This window comes from Bradyrhizobium sp. LeoA1Lang, assembly GCF_055413685.1.
The window spans coordinates 1-21,041 of sequence record NZ_JBVAPG010000141.1; the positions used below are offsets into that span (position 1 = coordinate 1).

A 21,041-nucleotide genomic window follows, 5' to 3' on the forward strand; every position below is an offset into this window, starting at 1 on the left:
AAAAGATTTAACTAAAAATAAAAAGAGAGCACCACCCAGGGGGGGCCGGGCCGAGTATGACGTGCCCAACAAAAGGGTAGCACCCCCCCCCGCGGCGCCGCCGTCGCTCGCCAGCGCTGCGCTTGGGGCGAGCGAGCGACGGCGGCTCCGAGGGGATGGCTTGGCCGGACCCCATGACCGATTTTGCTGAACTTGACGCACAGAACTCCGGTCCGGCCGGCGACAGTGGGGGCGCGGATGCCGGCACCCACGTTGCGACGCCGGTAGTTAAGGTATCAATCCGGTCTCCGATACGGCTGCTCGAGTTGCCTCTACATGGACCGCGAAGGAACGAAGCCCGCGCGGGCTCTTGCCTCTCCAGCCTGAGCTGCCGTCAAAAGGTCGATTAGCCCCTCTGCCGCCGGCGCGGCCGAAGTGCGCGTCGTGACGGCGGCAGCGTACAGGGTCGCCAGAGCGCACCCTGGGGGTAACGAACCGGACAGGGCGACGCCGTTGGTCGCAATGATCTCGGTCGACTGTGTGCAACCGATCGGCCGCCGCGCGTCCGACTCGGCGAGATGACGCATGGCGGTTGCACCATTCGGAAAGATGCGCAAGCGTTTCTCCACCTCCCTGGCAATGCCGAGCTGCTCCAGGACTTTCGCGACGTGAATTCCCGCGGTCGATGCCTTGGTGTCCGGGACGAAGATTGCATCCGCTGCCCGCAGCGCCTCGCGCAGGCTTGCTGCATCCTTCGCGGCGACCAGCGGATCTCCTGCGCGGACCGCAAGCGCGGTCTCGACCAGGCCGATATCTCTGACGGAGGCCGATGAGACCAGCTTCTCCGCTGCAAGTGTTGCGACGAGTGCCGATGTGAGGATGATGACATCGGCAGCGGTGCCTTTGCGCAGCTTTTCCGCCATGGCCCCGACCGCGCCAAATTCGCCCTCGATCCGCAAGCCCGTAGCAGCCGTGAAAGCTGGCGCAAGGTTCTTGACGAGTCCCTGCGCCGCCCCGCCGCTCAAAACGCGCAACGTGTTCATGGTGTCAATTCCATCGCGGCGATCAACCGCTCGCGCGTGATGGGAAGATCGCGTATCCGCACGCCGAGGCAATCAAAAACTGCATTGGCTATCGCTGCGGTTACGGGACCGTGTGCAGCTTCGCCCGCACCAACGGGATCTAATTCCGGGCGCTGGATGAGTTCGACTTCGACCTCCGGCACCTCGCTGAAGCGCAGGATCGGGTAGTCCGACCATGTGGTGCTGGTGATGCGTTGCCGGTCGAAGCGGACGCGCTCCTTCAGCACCCAGCTGGTGGCCTGGATGGCGCCGCCCTCGATCTGGTTGATGACTCCATCAGGATTGATCGCCTCCCCGACATCGACTGCGAGAGTCAGCTTTCTGACGCGAATGTCCTTGTCGCCCTCTACTTCGGCCACGGCAGCGCAGTACGCACCCATATTCTTGTAGCGAGCAAAGCCGATGCCATGGCCGATGCCGGGTCGCTGCGCCGGCTTCCACTTCGCGCGTTCGGCAGCGGCGCGGATGACGTCTCTGGCGCGGTCGTCGCTCAGAAGGCGCAGCCGGAACGCGACCGGATCCTCGCGGCGCTCGGCCGCGATCTCGTCGAGAAAGGACTCGATGGCAAACACGTTGCCCTGGGCGTCCAGCGTGCGTAGCGCCGAGGTGCGCACCGGCATCGTCAGCAGACGATGACTCTCGACCTGCCATGACGGGAAATCATACAGCGGAACGGCATTGCGGTCGGCGCCACCACCATTGGCCTGTGGCGGATTGGTCGAAATCATCCGCGGGAACGGATTCGCCAGCTCGAACCCGGCAAGCAGCGCCGGTTGCGCCGCTCGCCCCGGTCGAGCAGCGTGGCCGTTGCTCCAGAGCTGATGATGCCAGTGGAGGATCTCACCCCCAGCGTCGAGATCGGCTGCAATCTCGATCGCCATGGCCGCACCGAACGGCGCCTGCGACATCTCGTCGGCGCGCGACCATTGCACCCGTACTGGCCGGCCACCGGCGACCTTCGCCAACAATACGGCATCGAGGGCGACGTCATCGGCTGCGTTGTGGCCATAGCAGCCGGCGCCTTCGAGATGCTCGACCGTGATGTTCTCGGCCGGTAGCTTGAGCAGCAGCGCGAGGTCCGTGCGCAGAAGATAGACCCCCTGGCTATGAGTCCAGACATGGACCTTGTCGCCACTCCGTTGCGCCATCGCGCAAGATGGCGCAATCGAAGCGTGGGCAATATAGGGACGGGTATATTGCCGCCGGATTGTGCGCTTGCCATCGCCTGGCGTTGAAGCCGCCCTCGTGCTGATCACAACCGATTCCAGCGGTTGGCTCTTCAGGAACGCGGCCAGGTCGTTCTCGTCAGGCAATATCTCGCCCTCAGACCATGTCGCGCTCTTGCGCAGCGCATTGAGCGCAGCCTCCGCGCCATTCTCCGTTTCGCTGACGACCCCAGCGAAACTGCCGTCGCGCACGATCGCAACCAGGCCAGCGACGGCGCGCGCCCCATCTTCATTCAGCTCAATCAGCCTTGCGCGCGAATTTTCCGGCCGCAGCACGCGGCCGTGCAGCGTGGCCGGCAGGCTCCAGTCCTGGATGAAGCGTGGCCGCGCAAAGACCTTGTCGGGAATATCGATCCTGTGGACGGAATCTCCCGCCAACCGGCGCTCGGTTGCCAGTTTCGGCGCGATCCCCGGTGTCGCGTCTCGCTCAAGCTCGACATCGTCGGCGAGTTCCCAATAGCTCGTCCTGACATTGCCGGGACCGGAGATGCTTCCGTCCTCAACCGAGAGGGAGGTCTTCTTGACACCGAGGCGATCGGCGGCAACCTCAAGAAAGATTTGTCGGACTTCTGCACAGACGTATCGCAGCGCGCGGCCCGATTGTTGGACCGAAAGACTGCCGGAGGTGACGCCTTCGTTCGGGCTTGCCGCGGTCGAAGCGCGGACCATCCGGATGCGCGCGATATCGATGTCAAGTTCATCGGCGGCGATTTGCGCGAGCGCGGTAACAATGCCCTGTCCGATTTCCACCTTCCCCGGCCAGACCGTCACGTGTCCTTCGGCTGAGAATTCCAGCCAAGATGACAATGTTGGGTTAGCCGCAAGGCTGACCGGCAGCGTTGCTGCAGACGGGGAGGGCGGAGGCCGGCTCATGGCGCCGCCATTTCCGCTGCTGCGCGCAGCACCGCCCGTACCATCCGGTTGTGCGACCCACAGCGGCAGAGGTTGCGGTCCAGCGCCTCCTTCACCTCGTCCCTGGAAGGTGCTGGATTCCGCTTTAACAACGCCGCGGCGCTCATGAGAATGCCCGAAACGCAGTAGCCGCATTGCAACGCCTGTTCCGCGATGAAAGCGCGCTGCAGCGGATGCGGTGCGTTGGCGCTCCCTAATCCCTCTGGCGTCGTGATGTCCTTATTTGCCACCGACCACAGCGGCATATCGCAGGAACTCATGGCGCGATCACCGACAATGACATTGCAGGCGCCGCACTCTCCGGCGCCGCAGCCGAAATGCGGCCCGATCATGCCGAGTTCGCCGCGCAGGATGTCCAGCAGCGAACGATCAGGATCGGTGGCTACATCCATTTCGACGCCATTGAGGCGAAACCGAACGTGCGGCATGTTGGATCGGCCCAGGTGAGCTATTGCGTCTTCTCGAACTTCTTGACCACGCCGGCCCATTTCACAATATCGCCGCGCAAAAATTTGTCGAATTCTTCCGGCGACATCGACATCGGCACTGCTCCCTGCGCTCCCCAGAGTTTTACGATATCTGGCCGCTTCACTGCCACGTTCACCGCGGCATTGATCTTGTCGATGACGGGCTTCGGCGTTCTCGCCGGCGCCATCAATCCGAGCCAAATCGTTGCCTCATAGCCGGAAATGCCGGCCTCGATCACGGTGGGTACGTCAGGCAAGACGGCTGAGCGCGCCTGACCAGTCGTCGCCAGCGCCCGCACCTGGTTTTCCCTGACATTGGGCGCCATCGCGGGCACGGCGTCGATCATCATCTGCACCTGGCCTCCGATCACACCGCTTCGCGCCTCGCCGCTATTGCGATAGGGCACATGCACGACGTCGATCCCGGCCATCGCTTTGAACAGTTCGCCCGCCATGTGGTACGGCGTGCCCTGGCCGGAGGAGGCGTAGTTCAATTTTCCCGGCTGGGCTTTAGCAAGCGCGATGAATTCCTGCAGCGTCTTCGCCGGTACGGAAGGGTGCACGACGATCACGAGGTCGGAGTAGTTGACCGGAGCGATCGAGACAAGATCGCGCATCAGCTCATATTTGCGCTGCGGCACCAGCGATTCGTTGGCGGTTTGCGTGTTCGACATCATCAACAGCGTGTAACCATCGGGCGACGCCATGGCGGCCTCCTGCGTGCCGATCACGCCCCCGGCGCCGGTGCGGTTCTCGACCACAAAAGGCTGGCCAAAATGTTCCTGCAGGATGTTGCCGATCTGACGGGCAGTGACATCGGCGGGCCCGCCGGCGCCGAACGGAACGATGATCCGGACCGGCCGGGAGGGATAGTCCTGCGCAACTGACGAGGAGCCCGCCAGCAGAAGGGCGGCCAGTGCCAGCACGAATCTCGGGCTCATCATTTCTCTCCCCAAAATATTGTTCTTTGCTGGGAAGTTTAGCTGCGGTGCGAAGTCGCTGTCGACGACAGACTCCGGATGGCTCGCAGGAATAAAACAGAGATCGCGGTGTAGCTTAGGATCGCCAATAAGCGGGCACGAAGCGTATCGGACGGGGTTTGGGACTCAATTAAGCGTAACGGATTTCCAGCGACGCAATAGGCGCCGATCTCCGGTTGCACGACTACCCCGCGCACTGGGCGCTCAGGTGGTCGGCTTTAGAAGCGGAAGCGGACCTTCTAGCCGCCTGCCAGCAATGTTCAAGAAGGGCCGGAAAGGCGACATCATCCGCGAATGACTTAAGCTCCGGACCTCCGCCCCCTTGGACTTTGAGCACACGCATCTTATCGCTTGCGCGCACTGACTGTGGCCTTCCGCGTGCGTCTCCAAGCCGCGCCATTGCTGCTGAAGCAGGAGCGCCAGAGGAGGCGCCATCTCGATCCTGGATCGGGAAGGTCGTCTTGGGCGGTTCGATCGTACGCCGGCGAATAAAGCAATCATGATACGAGCCGAGGGAATTGAAGGCATCGAACTGGGACGGCGGGCCCGCAAGGTCTCGAATGCGAAAGTTGCAAACTTCGTCCAACTGTCACAATAGACGTCTAAAGACGAAACCGTGCGTCTCGGCGGGCGGCGAAACGAGATCTGGTGCAGTTGCGCTAGCGCTTCGATCCGATGGCAAGGAGCGATCAATTCGGCCGTGTTATGCGGGTTTCGCGTGTTTCAGGTTCGCGATCTTGGACGCTGTTTGCTGTTTCGGTAGTTCTCGCATCTTGCATTTCTGCGCCCATTTCCAATCCTGGCGCAGCAAACACCGGCATTTCTGGAAAGAAGGCTGCGTCGGGCAGCCTGGCTTTCAATATTCCATCCCAGCCGCTCGGCACGGCGCTGGAAGTCTATGCTCGCATTTCCAGCCGTGAAGTCCTTTATGACGGAGCATTGTCCGAAGGACGTCGTTCCAGTCTCGTTGAGGGTATCTACACACCGGAAGTGGCGCTGCAGATATTGCTCGCTGGCACCGGCCTGTGGGCAGACTTTAAGGATACAGATTTTTTCGTGGTTGGTCCGGTGCCGGCCGATGCAACAGTGCGGGGCGGCGCAACACGCCAGCCATTGGACCACAGGCGTTACTACGGTCTGCTTCAGGCGGGTCTTAAGGCTGTGTTTTGCGGAACACCCGCTGTGCCTGATAGCAGCAGGATTGCGGCACGTTTGTGGATCGGTCAGGCAGGACAAGTGTTGCAGGTGAAGACGCTCGGCTCCACCGGCAGTGACCAGATGGATCGGAGTGTCGACGCTGCCCTGCGCCGGATAAGCTTAGGTGTTGCGCCGCCCGCCGGATTCGCGCAGCCGATTACCATCGTCGTCTTGCCGAACGATCCAGATATGCGGCAGGACTGCGGTCGCCGCGTTCCAAGCAGGACCGGCCATGACTGAAAGCGGTCTGCTTGTCCTGCGTCAGCTATTCCTTACGAGCTACCAGGAACTCAAGGTGAAGCTTACGCGGCGGCTTGGGTCAGCAGATCTTGCCGATGATGCTGTCCAGGACACGTGGCTGCGTCTGAACCGTGCTGAGCACGTCGGCCATGTCAGCAGTCCGGTCAACTATTTGTACCGGATTGCGCTAAATGTCGCGCGCGATCGCATCCTTTCGGAGCGACGCTATCTGGACTCTGCCGAAATCGAAAAGATGCTCGATCTTGCTGACGAGACGGCGGACCCGGCCTCTATTGTTGAGGCACGTTCCGAACTGCGGCTTGTCGAGACGTTCATTTCGGAATTGCCCTCCCGTCAACGTGACATTCTCGTCGCGGCGCGTCTTGATGGCTTGTCGCGTAGCGAGATCGCAAAACGCCTGGGTATTTCCTTGAGCCTGGTCGAGAAAGAGCTGAAATCGGCTCACGAGTACTGTCTTGCCCGTCGCAAGCAAACACGAAAATAAAATGTGGATCGGAGCTCGAAAAACCGTCTTAGCGTTAGACATCTCTCGTGTGGCTCAAGCCACAGGAGCATCTGGACGGATAGGTGTCGAGGGTCGGTGCGGTGGACGATAGAGCCGAACGCGAGCTAAGGGGTGAAGCGGTCGCCTGGGTCCAGCATTTGGACTCCGGTCGGGTGACCCCTGCTGATGTCAAAGCCTTGAAGCAGTGGCGTTCACGAAGCCCGGACCACGAAGCGGCCTTTGCCGATGCGCGCCGGATGTGGAAGGAATTCGCGCCCGCGGCGCGTAGCTTGCGCGAACGGGGGCAGTTGTCGCCTGCCTTGGCGGCACGGTCACTGTCCCATTCGACCCTCAGCCGCCGTGCCGCCATTGGCGGGGCGCTCGCCACTGTCTCGGCCGCGGCGGCCTATGCCATGGTTTCCCCGCCGCTCGATCTTTGGCCATCAATTGCGGAGTTGGCAGCGGACTATCGCACCGTGACAGGTGAACAGCGTCAACTGGAGCTTCCGAGCGACGTCTCCATGCACCTGAACTCGCAAACGAGCGTAGCCTTGCGGGGCAACGACGGCGCTCGCATTGAGCTGGTTTCTGGCGAAGCCTCGTTCGTGTCCAAGTCCCAGCAGGAACGCCCTCTCATCGTTCTCGCGGCGAATGGCGTCATGACGACCAGTCGGGCCCATTTCGATGTTCGTCGTGCCGGGCAATCCGTGTGCGTCACGTGCGTCGGCGGTAATGTAAACGTCACGCTGGAATCCCAAGCGACGACGCTCGGCTCGGGCCAACAGGTCCGGTATGATGATCGGGGGCTTGGGCCTGTTGCGAGCATCGATATCGAACTCGTCACCGCCTGGCAGCAGGGTGTGTTGATCTTTCGCTCGGCTCCACTGGCCGAGGTCGTCGAAGAAATCAACCGATATCGGTCGGGCAGAGTGATCCTGATGGACCGAGAACTCGCGCGAAAGCCCATTAGCGGCCGCTTCCGCATCGATCATATGGACGACATTCTGGTGCGCCTGAACCAAGCCTTCGGGATCACAAGCCGAACGCTGCCGGGCGGCATCGTTCTGCTGACCTGAAAACTGGCGATTGCGGAACAGGCGAACGAGAAAAAATTTACGGTTTTGGCTCCGCCGATCAGTCTAGGGGTGAGCGCTTGCGATCGCATGGGGCGCGACCGATGACAGGAGCCGTTCGATGTCGATGATCCAAACCGCGAAGAAGCTCTCCAAGGCGGATCTGAAAGCACAGCGGGTTCCGGGACCGACGACCGCCAACTATGTCTCGCCATTGTCCACGCGTCGTGGCCGCGATCGCTTTGCGTTCCTGGCCGGCGTCAGTGTGACGGCGCTGTTGATGACAACCCTGGACGCTTATGCGCGGCCTCTTGGCGGACAGGCGCCGACACCATCGGCGGCGGCGATTGCGCCAGCACAATCGGCTCAACAGGAGGCCGCCCGCGCGGCGAGCCAGTCCTCCGATGCGCTCAAGCGGGCGACGCTCGCTATCCAGGCGCAGCAAGCCAGCCAGCAGGCGGCTCGTGATGCCGCGCGCGCCGCAGCGAATGCGTCCTCAGTCCCGAATGGCTTGGGCGCCGGCGGACTTCAGCGGGCACTCGGTGCCGCGCCGGGAACCGATTTGTGGCGGGGCGCGAATCTGCCGACGCAGTTCACCGAGGGCGATCGCGTCAAGGTCAATATCGAACAGACCCAGGGGAAGGCCATTCTCACTTGGGATACCTTCAATGTGGGTGGCCGGACGGATCTCACCTTCAACCAGCGGGGCAATCGCGATTGGGTTGCGCTCAATCGCGTGCTCGGCACCGACGGCAGGCCGAGCCAGATCCTCGGCAGCATCAAGGCCGATGGTGCGGTCTATGTCATCAACCAGAACGGCATCATCTTCGGCGGCGGAAGCCAGATCAATGTCGGCACGCTGATCGCCTCGACCGCGAAGATCACCAACGAGCAATTCCTGAGCGGCATCTATTCGAGCGGAAGCGGAAGCAATTGGACGCCAAGCTTCACCGACGCGGCCGCGTTTCTCAACAACGGCAAGGGCGGCGGCGTTGTCAAGGTCGAAGCCGGCGCGCAAATCGAGACGCATGCCCCGGCATCAGTGACCTCCAGCGGCGGCTTCGTGCTGTTGATGGGCGGGCAGGTCGTCAACGCCGGCTCGATCACGACGCCGAATGGTCAGACCCAGCTCGCAGCCGGTGACGACTTCGTGCTGCGCCGTGGTTACGGCACGGACGCCAACCAGTTCTCGACCACGCGCGGCAACGAGATTGCCCCGCTGTTCGACGCGGGCACGCTCGCAGGGCTTGTTCGCAATGACGGCTCGATCTTCAGCCCGCAGGGCGATATCACGCTGGCGGGTCGGGCGATCGAGCAGAACGCCATTCTCGTCGCCTCCACCTCGGTCAATACGCGTGGCACGATCCATCTTCTGAACTCGGCGACCGACACGCGCGGCAGCATCAGGCTTGGCCCCGGTAGCGTCACCACAATCATTCCCGAACTCGAGAGCCGGGAGACGGCGCTGAATTCGCAGCGCGATGGCTTGATCGATGCGTCCGAAGCGGCGAATCTGCTGCGAGCCACGACGCCGCTCGGGATCTTCAACAATCTCTCGACTCTGGCCGACCGGCTCGATCAGTCGCGGATCGAGATCGTCACGGGCGGTCAAGTCATTTTCGAGGGCGGTACGACACCGGGAGCAGGCTCGCTTACGATCGCACAAGGCGGTCAGATTGCGGTATCGGCCGGGGGACGCATCTTCACCGAGACCGGTGCGACGATCGACGTCTCGGGTGTCCGCGACGTGTCCCTGGCAATGTCGTCGAACAACATCCTCGTCAATATCCAGGGCAATGAGCTGCGCGACAGTCCCGTCAACCGCGACAAGGACTACCTGAAGAACCAGGATGTCTGGGTTGATATTCGTGACCTGATTTTCGTGCCGGCCGGGACCGGGGGCTACGACACCGACCGCTATTATACGCCGGGCGGTCTGCTCGAAGTCGGCGGTCATCTCGCCAACACCGCTCACACGATCGGGGAGTGGGTCGCGCTCGGCGGCACCATCACGCTGTCGGCCCCTGAGGTGATCGCAAAGCAAGGCTCAGTGTTCAATATCTCCGGCGGCTCGATTCGCTACGAGGCCGGCTATATCCGCACCAGCAACTTTCTCGGACCGGACGGTCGGCTCTACAACATCAACGACGCCCGCGCCGACATGACCTTCTATGGTCTCGGCGAAGGCTTCGTTCGCGAGCATGAGCGCTGGAACGTCACCGAGGTCTGGACCAGCCCCTTCGGCAAGGGCCGCGAAAGCGTGCGCTGGGAGGAGGGCTACACGGTCGGGCGCGATGCGGGGCAGCTCATCCTCTCGACCCCGACGGCGATCTTCGAGGCCGACATCCTCGCCGATGTCGTCCAGGGTGAGCGGCAGTCCGATGCACGGCCGGAAGACGTCACCGACGGCTACAAGCTCAGCCAGACCCAGGTCGCGCAAGCGGGACAGCTTCTTGTCGGCAGCTATGGCGCGCTCGGGCGCATGGGCATTCACGACAGCGCGATCGTCATCGGAGGCGTCGAGGACATCACGCGAAGCCTCGACGTGTCCTCCGTCCTTCCCGCCAGCCGCAGCAACACGTTATGGTTTGATGCCTCCCGCCTCAACGACCAAAGGCTCGGCGGGCTCGACCTCGCCACGGGCGACTCCATCGCGATCGACAGCGGCCTGACGCTGGCCGATGGAGGCTCCCTCGACCTCACCGCACCTGTCATCGACATCAGAGCGGGCGTTACCGTTCGAGGCGGCAGTGTCACGGCAAGCAACCAGCTTGTGACGCGTGAAGCTCGGGGCGACTCCGTCGCCACACGGAACACCGATCTGTCCAAAGACGGCGGCTCGAGCGTGACGCTGCATTCGGGAATGACGATCGACACCCGCGGCATCTGGACGAACGCGCAGGTCGATCCGACCAATCTCTCCGGTCTCGCCTTCGTCGACGGCGGACGCGTCACGCTGCGCTCGACTGGCGACGTGACGCTGGAAGAGGGATCGCGGATCGACACCTCCTCCGGTGCTGCGATCCTCGCCAACGGCAAGACCAAAGCCGGCAAGGGCGGAGACCTGTCACTGCTCGCCGGCTACAACGGCGGCAGCGGCAACCTGACGCTGAGCGGGACGATCACCGGCTATGGCGTCGAAGGCGGCGGCGCGCTGTCGCTGTCCACCGCGGGCCTCGTCGTGATCGGCGATGCCAGCTACGAGATCGGCGAGACATTGCCCGCCGGCAGTGTGACGCCGGCGGACGTGACGTTGACGGAAGCCTTGTTCATTCCGGCGGGGGTGCCGCTTCCGGCCGCCTACAGCCAGACCTTCACCACGGTCGCGGCGGGCGCCACTCTGCCCACCGACGTGCCCTTCATCACGACCACAGTGGCGGCGGAGTGGGTGGTGCCTGCCGGCGCAATCAGCATCGCGTACGTAAGGCCCGGAACCTCGGCCGTGGTAGCGGCGCCGGCCGGCACCGTCATTCCTGCCGGCTCGACGGTGCGCGGATACAGCACGCAAACACCTATTCTGCCCGGGGGCTATGTGCTGCCCGCCAACGCCTTTCCCTCGGGCCTGAGGCTGACCGCGCCGCAGGTCGTGACCTACATGCCCGGGATGCCCGCGCCGGTGGACGTGACCATCGCGGCCGGCACGATCATCCGTGCGGGCACGCTTCTCCCGGTGGCTGCCCAGATCGAGCCGCCGGCGACGCTGCACATCGCCGACGATGTTCTGAGCCGCGGCTTCTCGAAATATTCGATCAACGGGCAGAGCGGCTTGCTGGTGGCGCCCGGCGCCAATGTGACGCCGGTGATGCCGGTCTATCAGTTCACCGCTGGCGCTTACGGCACACCGAACGGCAGCAACCCAGCGGACGTGTTGGCTCTCTGGCTGCCCGAGACCTACACGCCGGATCCCGTCAACGGGACGCTCACCCAGCGCGGCGGCGTCGATCTCGAATTGCTGTCGGGCCGCAGCGTGGACGGCGACACCAGCTGGCTCTCGGGCGGCGGTGTGACGATCGCCCAGGGCGCGTCGATCGCCGTCGATCCCGGCCGCAAGGTCAACATCGCCAGCGGCGGGCAGATCAATATCGACGGCACGATCACCGCCCATGGCGGCGAGATCACCGTCCTGAACGCCAACCGATTCAGCAATAAGGACGTCGGCGGGCTCTCGGTCTGGATCGGCGAGCATGCCCGGCTCGACGCCTCGGCGCGGGCGGTCACCGCGGTCGATGCCCGCGGGCGGGTCTATGGCGTGGTGCCGGACGGCGGCAAGGTCGTGCTCGGCAGCCTCGGCGGCGAGGACACGCTGTACGAGAACGCCTATCTGTCCGCCGACGCCTATGTCGTAGTGCGCGAAGGCGCGGTGATCGACGTCTCGGGCACCAGCGCCGAGCTCGACATCACAAACATAGGAGCGGCCGGACAGACGAGTTACGCGCGCCGCATTGTCGCCAGCAATGGCGGCAGCATCGTCCTGGATTCCTATCAGGGCATCTACAATGACGGCACGCTGCTCGCAGGTGCGGGCGGCGCGGGCGCCTCGGGCGGCATGCTGACGATCAATTTCGAAGCGCCGATCTACAGCTATGCCTCGGGCGACATCGTGCCTTCGCGCCTGCAGGCGGGTAGGGCGATACGGATCTCCCAGACAAGGCAGCGGAGTGCGTTGCCGGCCGATCTTCAGGTTGGTGCGGCCCATCAAGACCTCAGACCCGGCTACGCGAATCTCAGTGCCGAGCAGGTCGCGGAGGGCGGCTTCGGCACCCTGTCGCTGTTCGCGCGCACCGGAATCGTGTTCGAGGGCGACGTGAACCTTGCGGCAGGCCGCAGCATCGCGCTGCGCACGTCGGGCCTCTACAATTCCGTCAACGGCGCCCACGCGACGGTGTCCGCGCCTTACGTCAGTCTCGACGGACAGTTCATGCGAGAGGCCGGACTGTTCCAGGTGCTCCCCTCCATCCTGCCGGCCTATCCGGCGACGGGGACACTGACCGTCGATGGCGGGCTGATCGACGTCGCCAGCCGGATGAACGCCTATGCCGCGAAGCTGACGCTCGACAGCCGGAGCGACCTGCGGTTCATGACGGGGACGCTCGCCGTGACCGGCGATCTCGATCTGATCGCGCGGCGCATCTATCCGGTCACCGGCGCCAAGGCGGGCCTCTATGCCGGCACGGCGGTGGATATTAGCAGCCGGCCGACGATTCCCTTCGGCACTGAGAACACCAGCACGATCACGATCGGGCGGCACGATGATGCGCCGGTCGCCGCGCCCTATTCGGTGTTCGGCTCGCTCGGTCTGACGGCCGGGACGATCCGGCAGGGCGGCAATCTGCTCGCTCCGCTCGGCACGATCTCGCTCGCCGCGGCTGACCCGCAGATGGTGACGCGAGGCCTCGTCGAATTCCTGCCGGGCAGCCTGACCTCGGTCAGCGCCAGGGGGCTCGTCATCCCCTATGGCGGCACGGTGGACGGCGTCAGCTTCACCGTCGACGGCAGCGAGGTGCTCTCCTACGACCTGCTCACCGGAACGATCGTCAAGGATGCCGACGGCAATTACCTCAACAACAGCAGCAGCGGGCGCCTCGGCATCACCGCGACGGGTCACAACGTCGTCAGCCATCCGGGCTCTGTGCTCGACCTCTCCGGCGGCGGCACGCTGGCGGTCGCGGCCTTCGTCTCCGGCCGCGGCGGCTCGGTCGACGTGCTGGTCAACGCGCTCGCCGACGCCAATCCCGGCTATGGCTACAGCTCATCCGGGAACCCGGTCTTTGCCATCGTGCCGGGCGCCGACATCGCGCCGCCGGTGGGCGGCTACTCCACGGCCTGGACCGGCGCCGCGCCGGGCATCGGCGAGCAGATCACGATCCCGGCCGGCGTGCCGGGGCTGCCAGCCGGTACTTACACGCTGCTACCGGCGAACTATGCGCTGCTCCCCGGGGCCTACCGCGTCGAGCTCGGCGCGCGCGGAACGACAGGATTTGCGGCGGCCCAGTCGCTGCCGAACGGGTCCTACATCACGAGTACGACGCGCGGCGTGGCCAACACTGCGATCGGCGACTCATTGCTGACCCGCGCCATCGTCACGCCCGGCGCGACTCTGCGCACCTATTCACAATACAACGAGCAGGGCTACGAGGCCTTCCAGCTCGCGCAGGCGGCGACCTTCGGGACGGCCCGTCCGTTGATGGCGGCCGACGGCAAGTTCCTGACCCTCAATCTTTCGACATTGGCTACGGGCAGCGCGCCGCGCGTGGAATCGGCACTCATTTTCGACGGCTTCGCTGATTTCACGCCAGGCGAGGGCGGGTATGGCGGAACGTTGGCGGTTTCCGGCGGTGGCGGTGCCAACCGTTCGTACAACACCGATATGGTGATCACGGGAGGGGGCAGCACAACAATCCGCAGCAGCAGCGTCACGACCGTTGCCGCGTCCGAGATCGCCGACGTCGGAGCGCCTAACCTCTATGTCGGCTCCGCGCCCGGGGCCAGTTATACTGCTGGAAATCCGGTCTTCGAACTCACGACCAACGACGGCCTTGTCCGCTCGCTCATCTTGGAAAACGGGGTTGTGCTGACGGGTTCGCAGGTCATCCTTGCCGCAAACCAGGACATCACGGTGAAGTCCGGGGCGTCGGTCAATACGCTCGGCCACGGGCTGATGGCGCCGGACACGGTCGCCACCGGCTTGTTGTTCAGCGCGCCTGCGCTGCTGGCGGTCTCGAATGGCTCGATCTCCCTCGAACCGTGGCGGTTGAACACGACGTCGAGGATCACTCTCGAGGACGGCTCTTCGCTCTACAGCGGAGGCTCGATCGCCTTCACCGCCGGCCAGGGAGTTGTCATGCAGGACGGCGCCCGTTTCGGAACGCGCGATCTCGAACTGGCTCTGCCCTATATCAATATCGGCACCGCGGAGCAGCTTGCGGCCGCGGCGTCCGCCGGCATCCTGCCGAGCGGGCTGTCGCTCGATCAGGCGGTGCTCGATAGGCTGGTACAGGGCGATCCGGTCACCGGCGCGCCCGGAATGAAGAATCTTATTCTGGCGGCCGGAAACTCGGTCAACTTCTACGGCTCCGTGAATCTGTCCACGCTCGACGAGAACGGCGTGTCGGTCCTCGAAAGCTTCGTGCTGAGCACGCCCGCAATCTACGGCCATGGCGGTGCGAATGACAGCGTCACGCTGACCACCGATCGGCTGGTATGGTCGAGCCGTTCGCTGCGGACGGGTGCGACCGGTTCAGGCCAGCCGATCTATGGCCCTGCCGCGCCCGGCGCGATCATCGCAGACGGGCCGGGCACCGGCCACGGCATCTTCAATGTGGCGGCGCGCGAGATCGTCTTCGGCTATCTTGAGCAGTCGCGGCCGCTCAACACGGTCCAGTTCAACCGGCTGATGCTCGGCTTCGAGACGGTGAATCTCAACGCCTCCGAGCGCATCACCTCGAACAACCTCAATACGCTCGCCGTCTGGCAGACCGGGGGGAGCCCGACCTCGTCCTTCGATCCGGCCACCTATACCGGCGAGCAGGCAGCCTTGAACCTGGTCACGCCGCTGCTGACCGGCGACAGCGGCTCGGTGCTGTCGGTCTATTCCGGCGGCACATTGCGTGTCGTCGCCCCGCAAGGCGCGCCCGCCGGCGTCGCTTCGGCGGACTCGCTCGGCGCCACGATCAACCTCGCATCCGTCCAGGGGGCGGTCCAACTCGACACCACCGTCGCGCTGCCTTCCGGCAAGCTGACGGTGACGGCGGCCCAGACGCTTCAGATCGATGACGGCACACGCATCGACCTGGCGGGCCGCGCCATCCCCTTCAAGGACGTGACCAAATATTCCTGGGGCGGCGACCTCATTCTGGAGAGCGCGCATAGCAGCATCATCGTCCAGGGCGGCGCGACGTTCGACGTTTCCGCGGTGAACAACCATGCCGGTTCGGTCACGATGTCGGCGACCGACGGGGCCGGCGGCGGCGGCATCGTCTTCGTCAACTCGGACGGCACGCCGCTGCAGTCGATCGACGGCATGTTCAAGGGCTCGTCCACCGCAGGCTACGAGAGCGGCTCGTTCAAGCTCAGAGCGCACTTCATTGGCCCGACAGGCACCCAGAGCGAAAGCTTTGCACGCATCAACACCGCCCTGAATGCAGGAGGGTTCTTCGAGAGGCGCGAATTCGCGCTCAAGCAAGGCGATCTCGCCATCGGCAACGAGGTGAGGGCGCGCAATGTCGTCGTGTCGGTGGACAATGGCAGCCTGACCGTCAACGGCCGGATCGACGCCAGCGGCGCGGCTCCGGGCTCCATCCGGCTCTCGGCCAAGAACGATCTGACCATTGCATCCACTGCTGCGCTCGATGTGCATGGCACCGAACTGCAGACCGACAGCGACGGCGCCGTCATCGAGGCGAAGAACCGTGGCCGCATCGAGCTGACCGCGACGACCGGCTGGCTCCGGCTCAACCAGGGCGCCACGCTGGACCTGAGCTCGCCGGACGGTGCGAGGCGCGGCAAGGTGGTGCTCAATACCGGCCGCACGGGCGAGACGAGCGGCGACGCGCGGATCGATGCCGCGGGCCCGTTGACTATCCGTGGCGCGGCGGAGATCGCGCTGAACGCGTTCTGGACCTATTCGCCGACCGATGCCGACGGCAGCATCGTGCAGGACAATGGCGGTGCCGATCCGGTGGGGGCGGACGGCGTGCTCGGTCTTAACCAGATCGGTGCGCGCAATGTGCCCTTCATCGACGCGGCTTTGGCCAATGCCGGTCTCGCCGGCCGCACCGCCGGCCTGTCCGCTTATGGCGACGCCTATCATTTGCGGCCGGGCGTCGAGATTGGTGGCAATTCATCCTCGAACGGCAATCTCACGGTCAAGGGCAATCTTGATCTCGCGAGCCTGCGCACGTCGGACGAGACCTACAGTGCCACGGAATCCGGCTCGCTCGTCGTCCGCGCACCAGGCAACCTCACCGTGAACGGCAGCATCACGGACGGCTTCGGCAATCCTGTCGCGAATCCGAACGATGTGAGCAGCAGCACCGAGACGCTGACCAGCCCCCGGACGCTGACCGAGTCGATCACTGTCGCAGCAGCATCGAGCATTCCGCTCACAACGCTGAACTTCGACATCGTCCTTGCACAGGGCAATTCCGTTAAGCGCGGTGTCTCCATCCCGTTTGAGTTCACGGGTACGGGCAACATGGTCATTCGCGCCGCCGACACGCCCGGTGGCTGGACGTTGACGGGATCGATCAAGCTCGGCAACAACCTGTCGCTCGCAAATGTTGTAAACCGCAGCGTCGTGCTGCCGGACGGAACGACCTACAACTCGAGCCAGACCATACCGGTGGGCACCATCCTGCCGGTCGGGACCGTCATCAATGTCGGTGACGCCCCCCAAATGGTCATTCCGGGCAATTCGGTCTACGGGATAGGAACCAAGTTGCCGGGTTCGGGCGTAGCGACGCTTCCGGTTGGCACGGTCATTCCGAGGAATACAGACCTCGCCGCCGTCATCAATAACGCCAGGGTCGCACTGCAGGCCGGCCAGACGCTGCCCTCCGGCGCCGTCCTGCCGACGGGAACGACGATCGTCTCGTTGGCGCCTATCGCCAACCATGCGGGCGCGCCGATGCTGGCGCCCGGCAGCCAATCCTGGTCGATCCGCCTCGTCAGCGGCGCCGACGCCGCCAGCGCGGACACAAGTGCGGTGCAATCGCTCTCGGCGCTCGGGGCGGGCGGCAACATGCTGCTCTCCAACTCGCTCGTCAACGCGGCCGGCAAGGTCCTGCCGAGCGTGATCCGCACGGGCACGGGCGATCTCGATCTCATCGCCGGGCGCGACCTCACCCAGGACACGCCCTTCGGCGTCTACACCGCCGGCTCGCAGATCGATGTCGGCGGCGCCTATGCCGGCGTCACCTCGCAGGGCGGCTATTTCACCGAAAACGGCGGCGATCTGACGATCGTGACCGGGCGCAATCTCACGGGCTCTCTCCAGGTGGACGATGTTTCGTCTGCGGGCCAGAACAATTACTCGGTCGGCAACTGGCTGGTGCGCCAGGGTGATGCCACGACGCCAGCGGCCTGGGGCATCCGCTTCGGGGCCTATGGCGGACCCAATGCCAACCTCTTCTATGGCTTCTCCGGCTTCGGCACTCTGGGCGGCGGCAACCTGGCGGTTGACGTCGGCGGCAATGCCGGCGCGCTCGTCGCGATCGACAGTCCCGGCAGCGCGCTCCGTACCAGCACCGGCCTCGTCTTCGCGGTGGGCGGAAGCGGCCGCGTCACCTCGGTGACGAAGACGCCGGACGGCGTCGTGACCGGCGGCACTTTGCTGCAGACCGGCGGCGGCGATCTCTCCGTCGATATCGGCGGCCGGCTCAACCCGCTCGCCACACCGACTGCTACAGACGATCTCAACGGCTCCTTCACCAATCTGCGCGGCGACATCGCCGTCAAGGCCGGCGCCATCGGCTCGGCGCTGCTGGCCTACGGCGTCGGCGCGCCGAACGATCCGCGGGCGGTCGATCTCTATCGGGCGACGATGCTCCAGACTGATGGCGGAGTCGGCGGGCCGGTGATCGTCATCGGCGACGGTTCGGCCAATCTTCAGGCGCGCGGCGACCTCGTCTTCGGCGGCGCCGGAGATCCCGGCATGATCTATCCCATCGGCATTTCCGTCACTGGCCCGGCCTTCTCGCTGTGGCGCTCGGACAGCGCGATCACGCTGTTCTCCGCGGGCGGCAACATGGTGCCGCTGAATACCTCGGGCTTCAGCCAGAACGAAATATGGGGCAGCGAGGACCAAACGAACCAGGCGATGCTGCCGCCGATCTTCGAAGCGGTCGCGGCGCATGGCAGCCTGTACTGGGCAGGTTCGCGGCGGATCGAGCTGGCGCCGTCCCGCGACGGCTATCTGGAACTCCTGGCCGGCGACTCGATCTATGCGGCGGCATACGAATTTGGTGGCTTCAGCGATCCTGTCGCGGCCGCCTGGAGCGTGTCCGGCGCCCAGACCGATCCCAATTCGATCCCCAATCCGTTCCGGCCGGGATCGAGCAACTCCTATTTCCAGTTCCAGCCGGATACCGTCACCACCAATCTGCACGCGGGCGACGACAAGCTCATCCGCGTCTACGCGCTCACCGGCGACATCGTCAATTTCACGCTCGGCGATCCCACACCGCAATTCGTGAACGGCGAATATCTGCCGCGTCATCGCACGGCCATGCCGGCCCACATCTATGCCGGCCGCGACATCGTCAATTTCGGCAAGAACGCCTATCGCAGCCAGACCACCGATCCAGAACTTCAGGACACGCCAAGCCTGATCCTGAACAACGACGCGAGCGATATCTCGATCATCGAGGCCGGCCGCGACATCCTCTACGCCCAGGTCCAGGTCGGGGGACCGGGTTCGCTCGAAGTGATCGCCGGCCGCAACCTCTATCTCGGCGACCAGGGCTCGATCGTCTCGATCGGCGCTGTGGCCGCAGGCGATACAAGGCCGGGCGCGTCGATCCTGATGCAGGCGGGCGCCGGCCCCAACGGGCCGAATTATGCGGGTCTCTGGGCCTATCTCGATCCGGCCAATCTCGCAGTTGTCGGCACGCCGCTTGCCGACCAGCCCGGCAAGGTCGCCAAGACCTATGAGCGGGAACTGATGGCCTGGCTGGCGGAGCGCTACGGCTTCGCGGCATCGACCACCGCGGACGCGCGCGCCTACTTTGCGGCGCTCGCGCCCGAGCAGCAGGCGATCTTCCTGCGCCAGGTCTATTTCGCCGAGCTCAAGGCCGGGGGCCGCGAATACAACGATCCGGAAAGCAGCCGCTTCCAATCCTATCTGCGCGGCCGCCAGGCGATCGCGGCTCTGTTCCCTGAGGAGGGCGCAAACGGCAATCCAATCACATACGCCGGCGATATCACCATATTCGGAGGCTCCGGCGTGCGCACGCTCTACGGCGGCAGCATCCAGATGCTGACGCCGGGCGGCCAGCAAGTGGTGGGTGTCGAAGGCCAGGTGCCGCCGGCGTCGTCGGGCCTCATTACCCAGGGGCAGGGCGACATCGCGCTCTATTCCAAAGGCTCGATCCTGCTTGGCCTGTCCCGCATCATGACGACCTTTGGCGGCGACGTCCTCGGCTGGTCGGCGGAGGGTGACATCAACGCCGGCCGCGGCGCCAAGACCACGATCGTCTACACGCCAGCGCGGCGAGTCTATGATGATTATGGCATGGTCACTTTGTCACCGGCCGTGCCCGGTTCGGGTGCGGGCATCGCATCGCGCAGTTCGGTCCCGGGCGTTCCCGGCGGCAGCATCGACCTCATCGCGCCCTTGGGCACCATCGATGCAGGCGAAGCCGGCATCCGTTCCGGCGCCGACGTCAACCTCGCGGCGCTGCAGATCGTCAACGCCGCCAACATCCAGGCGCAGGGCAATGTCACCGGCGTGCCCACGGTGCAGGCGCCGCCGGTCGCGGCATTGGCCTCCAGCAGCAATATGACGGCAGCGACGCAGCAGGCTCAGCCGGCCGCGCCCAGCACCAGCGATCGTCCGTCGATCATCATCGTCGAGTTCCTCGGCTTCGGTGGAGGCGAGGGCGGCCCCAACGGCGATCAACGCAGGAAGGATGATGAGCGCAGCAGCCTTGAGCCGCAGGATTACCAGCCTGACAGCAGATTTCAGGTTGTCGGCAATGGCGAACTGACCGAGGAGCAAAAGAAAAAGCTGACCACGGACGAAAGGGGAAGGCTGTAGGGTTTGTCGCTTCGCTTCGCTCTGCCATGCGATGATCTCATCCTCGAACCAGACCCTGCGGTTTGGGCTGACGTAAGTCGATCGCGGAAATCGGCCCGCCCCATTCGATAGCCACCGTCATTGCGAGCGCAGCGAAGCAATCCATGCCTCCACAAGCGGTGCTATGGATTGCTTCGCTGCGCTCGCAATGACGATGTGGTTGCTTTGGGTGCGACAAATCAACCCGACGGGCAAATCAGCCGAAAGTCTGTCCAGCCCTTCGCGCGAAAATAAATCGCTTAACCCGTCGGGCAAATCATCGCTATGACTCCGCGCGTCTCACGGCGGATGAGGGGCGGCTCGCGATCGTCACGAACGTTGCGGTGAGATGCGGTGGACGCGATGGGTGTGACTGACGAGCGCGCACATCACGGACGGCGAAGTCGTGTGGTCCTGGCGCCCCGACGCTGGCGCTAAGCTCGCGAGCAGCAAGAGCTGCCGCGGGTGACGGTGGCAAAAGAGCCCGGTCACCGGGGAGAGCACGAAGGAAGCCGTAACACCATCGCGCAGGGAAAGCCGGAATGCTTCGGTTGAACCTGTGGTCCTACCCCCGTGCTTTTTGTTGCACGGGACCCATGGGTGCAACC

8 protein-coding genes are annotated in these 21,041 nt (G+C 64.4%); 4 read left to right on the plus strand and 4 right to left on the minus strand.

Going from position 1 to position 21,041, the window contains the following annotated elements:
* Positions 1-311: 311 nt before the first annotated feature.
* The 4 genes from ACZYOF_RS33270 to ACZYOF_RS33285 are packed head-to-tail and all read right to left on the minus strand — an operon-like array spanning position 312 to position 4,610.
* The gene (locus ACZYOF_RS33270) at positions 312-1,022 is read right to left on the minus strand and encodes a molybdate ABC transporter substrate-binding protein (protein WP_463718421.1); all 711 of its coding nucleotides are present in this window, start codon (positions 1,020-1,022) and stop codon (positions 312-314) included.
* Complete coding sequence (locus ACZYOF_RS33275) at positions 1,019-3,160, minus strand: xanthine dehydrogenase family protein molybdopterin-binding subunit (RefSeq protein WP_463718422.1); 2,142 nt, start codon at positions 3,158-3,160, stop codon at positions 1,019-1,021. Before ACZYOF_RS33275 ends, ACZYOF_RS33270 begins: the two co-directional genes overlap by 4 nt.
* A complete protein-coding gene (locus ACZYOF_RS33280; protein WP_463718427.1) occupies positions 3,157-3,627 on the minus strand; it encodes a (2Fe-2S)-binding protein in 471 nt (156 codons plus the stop codon). The genes ACZYOF_RS33275 and ACZYOF_RS33280 overlap by 4 nt, the downstream gene beginning before the upstream one ends.
* 20 nt (positions 3,628-3,647) lie before the next feature.
* A complete protein-coding gene (locus tag ACZYOF_RS33285) occupies positions 3,648-4,610 on the minus strand; it encodes a tripartite tricarboxylate transporter substrate binding protein (RefSeq protein WP_463718423.1) in 963 nt (320 codons plus the stop codon).
* Positions 4,611-5,321: 711 nt separating this feature from the next.
* On the opposite strand from ACZYOF_RS33285, the gene ACZYOF_RS33290 reads away from it, so the two are divergent.
* From ACZYOF_RS33290 to ACZYOF_RS33305, 4 genes are all read left to right on the plus strand, one after another.
* Positions 5,322-6,083 (plus strand): hypothetical protein, encoded by a 762-nt coding sequence (locus ACZYOF_RS33290; protein WP_463718424.1) that lies wholly within the window; start codon positions 5,322-5,324, stop codon positions 6,081-6,083.
* On the plus strand, positions 6,076-6,588 hold the full coding sequence (locus tag ACZYOF_RS33295; protein ID WP_130580180.1) for an RNA polymerase sigma factor: 513 nt from the start codon (positions 6,076-6,078) through the stop codon (positions 6,586-6,588). Before ACZYOF_RS33290 ends, ACZYOF_RS33295 begins: the two co-directional genes overlap by 8 nt.
* Positions 6,589-6,689: 101 nt before the next feature.
* Positions 6,690-7,664 (plus strand): FecR family protein, encoded by a 975-nt coding sequence (locus tag ACZYOF_RS33300; RefSeq protein WP_463718425.1) that lies wholly within the window; start codon positions 6,690-6,692, stop codon positions 7,662-7,664.
* Positions 7,665-7,782: 118 nt separating this feature from the next.
* A complete protein-coding gene (locus tag ACZYOF_RS33305; RefSeq protein WP_463718426.1) occupies positions 7,783-20,415 on the plus strand; it encodes a filamentous haemagglutinin family protein in 12,633 nt (4,210 codons plus the stop codon).
* Positions 20,416-21,041: the final 626 nt, after the last annotated feature.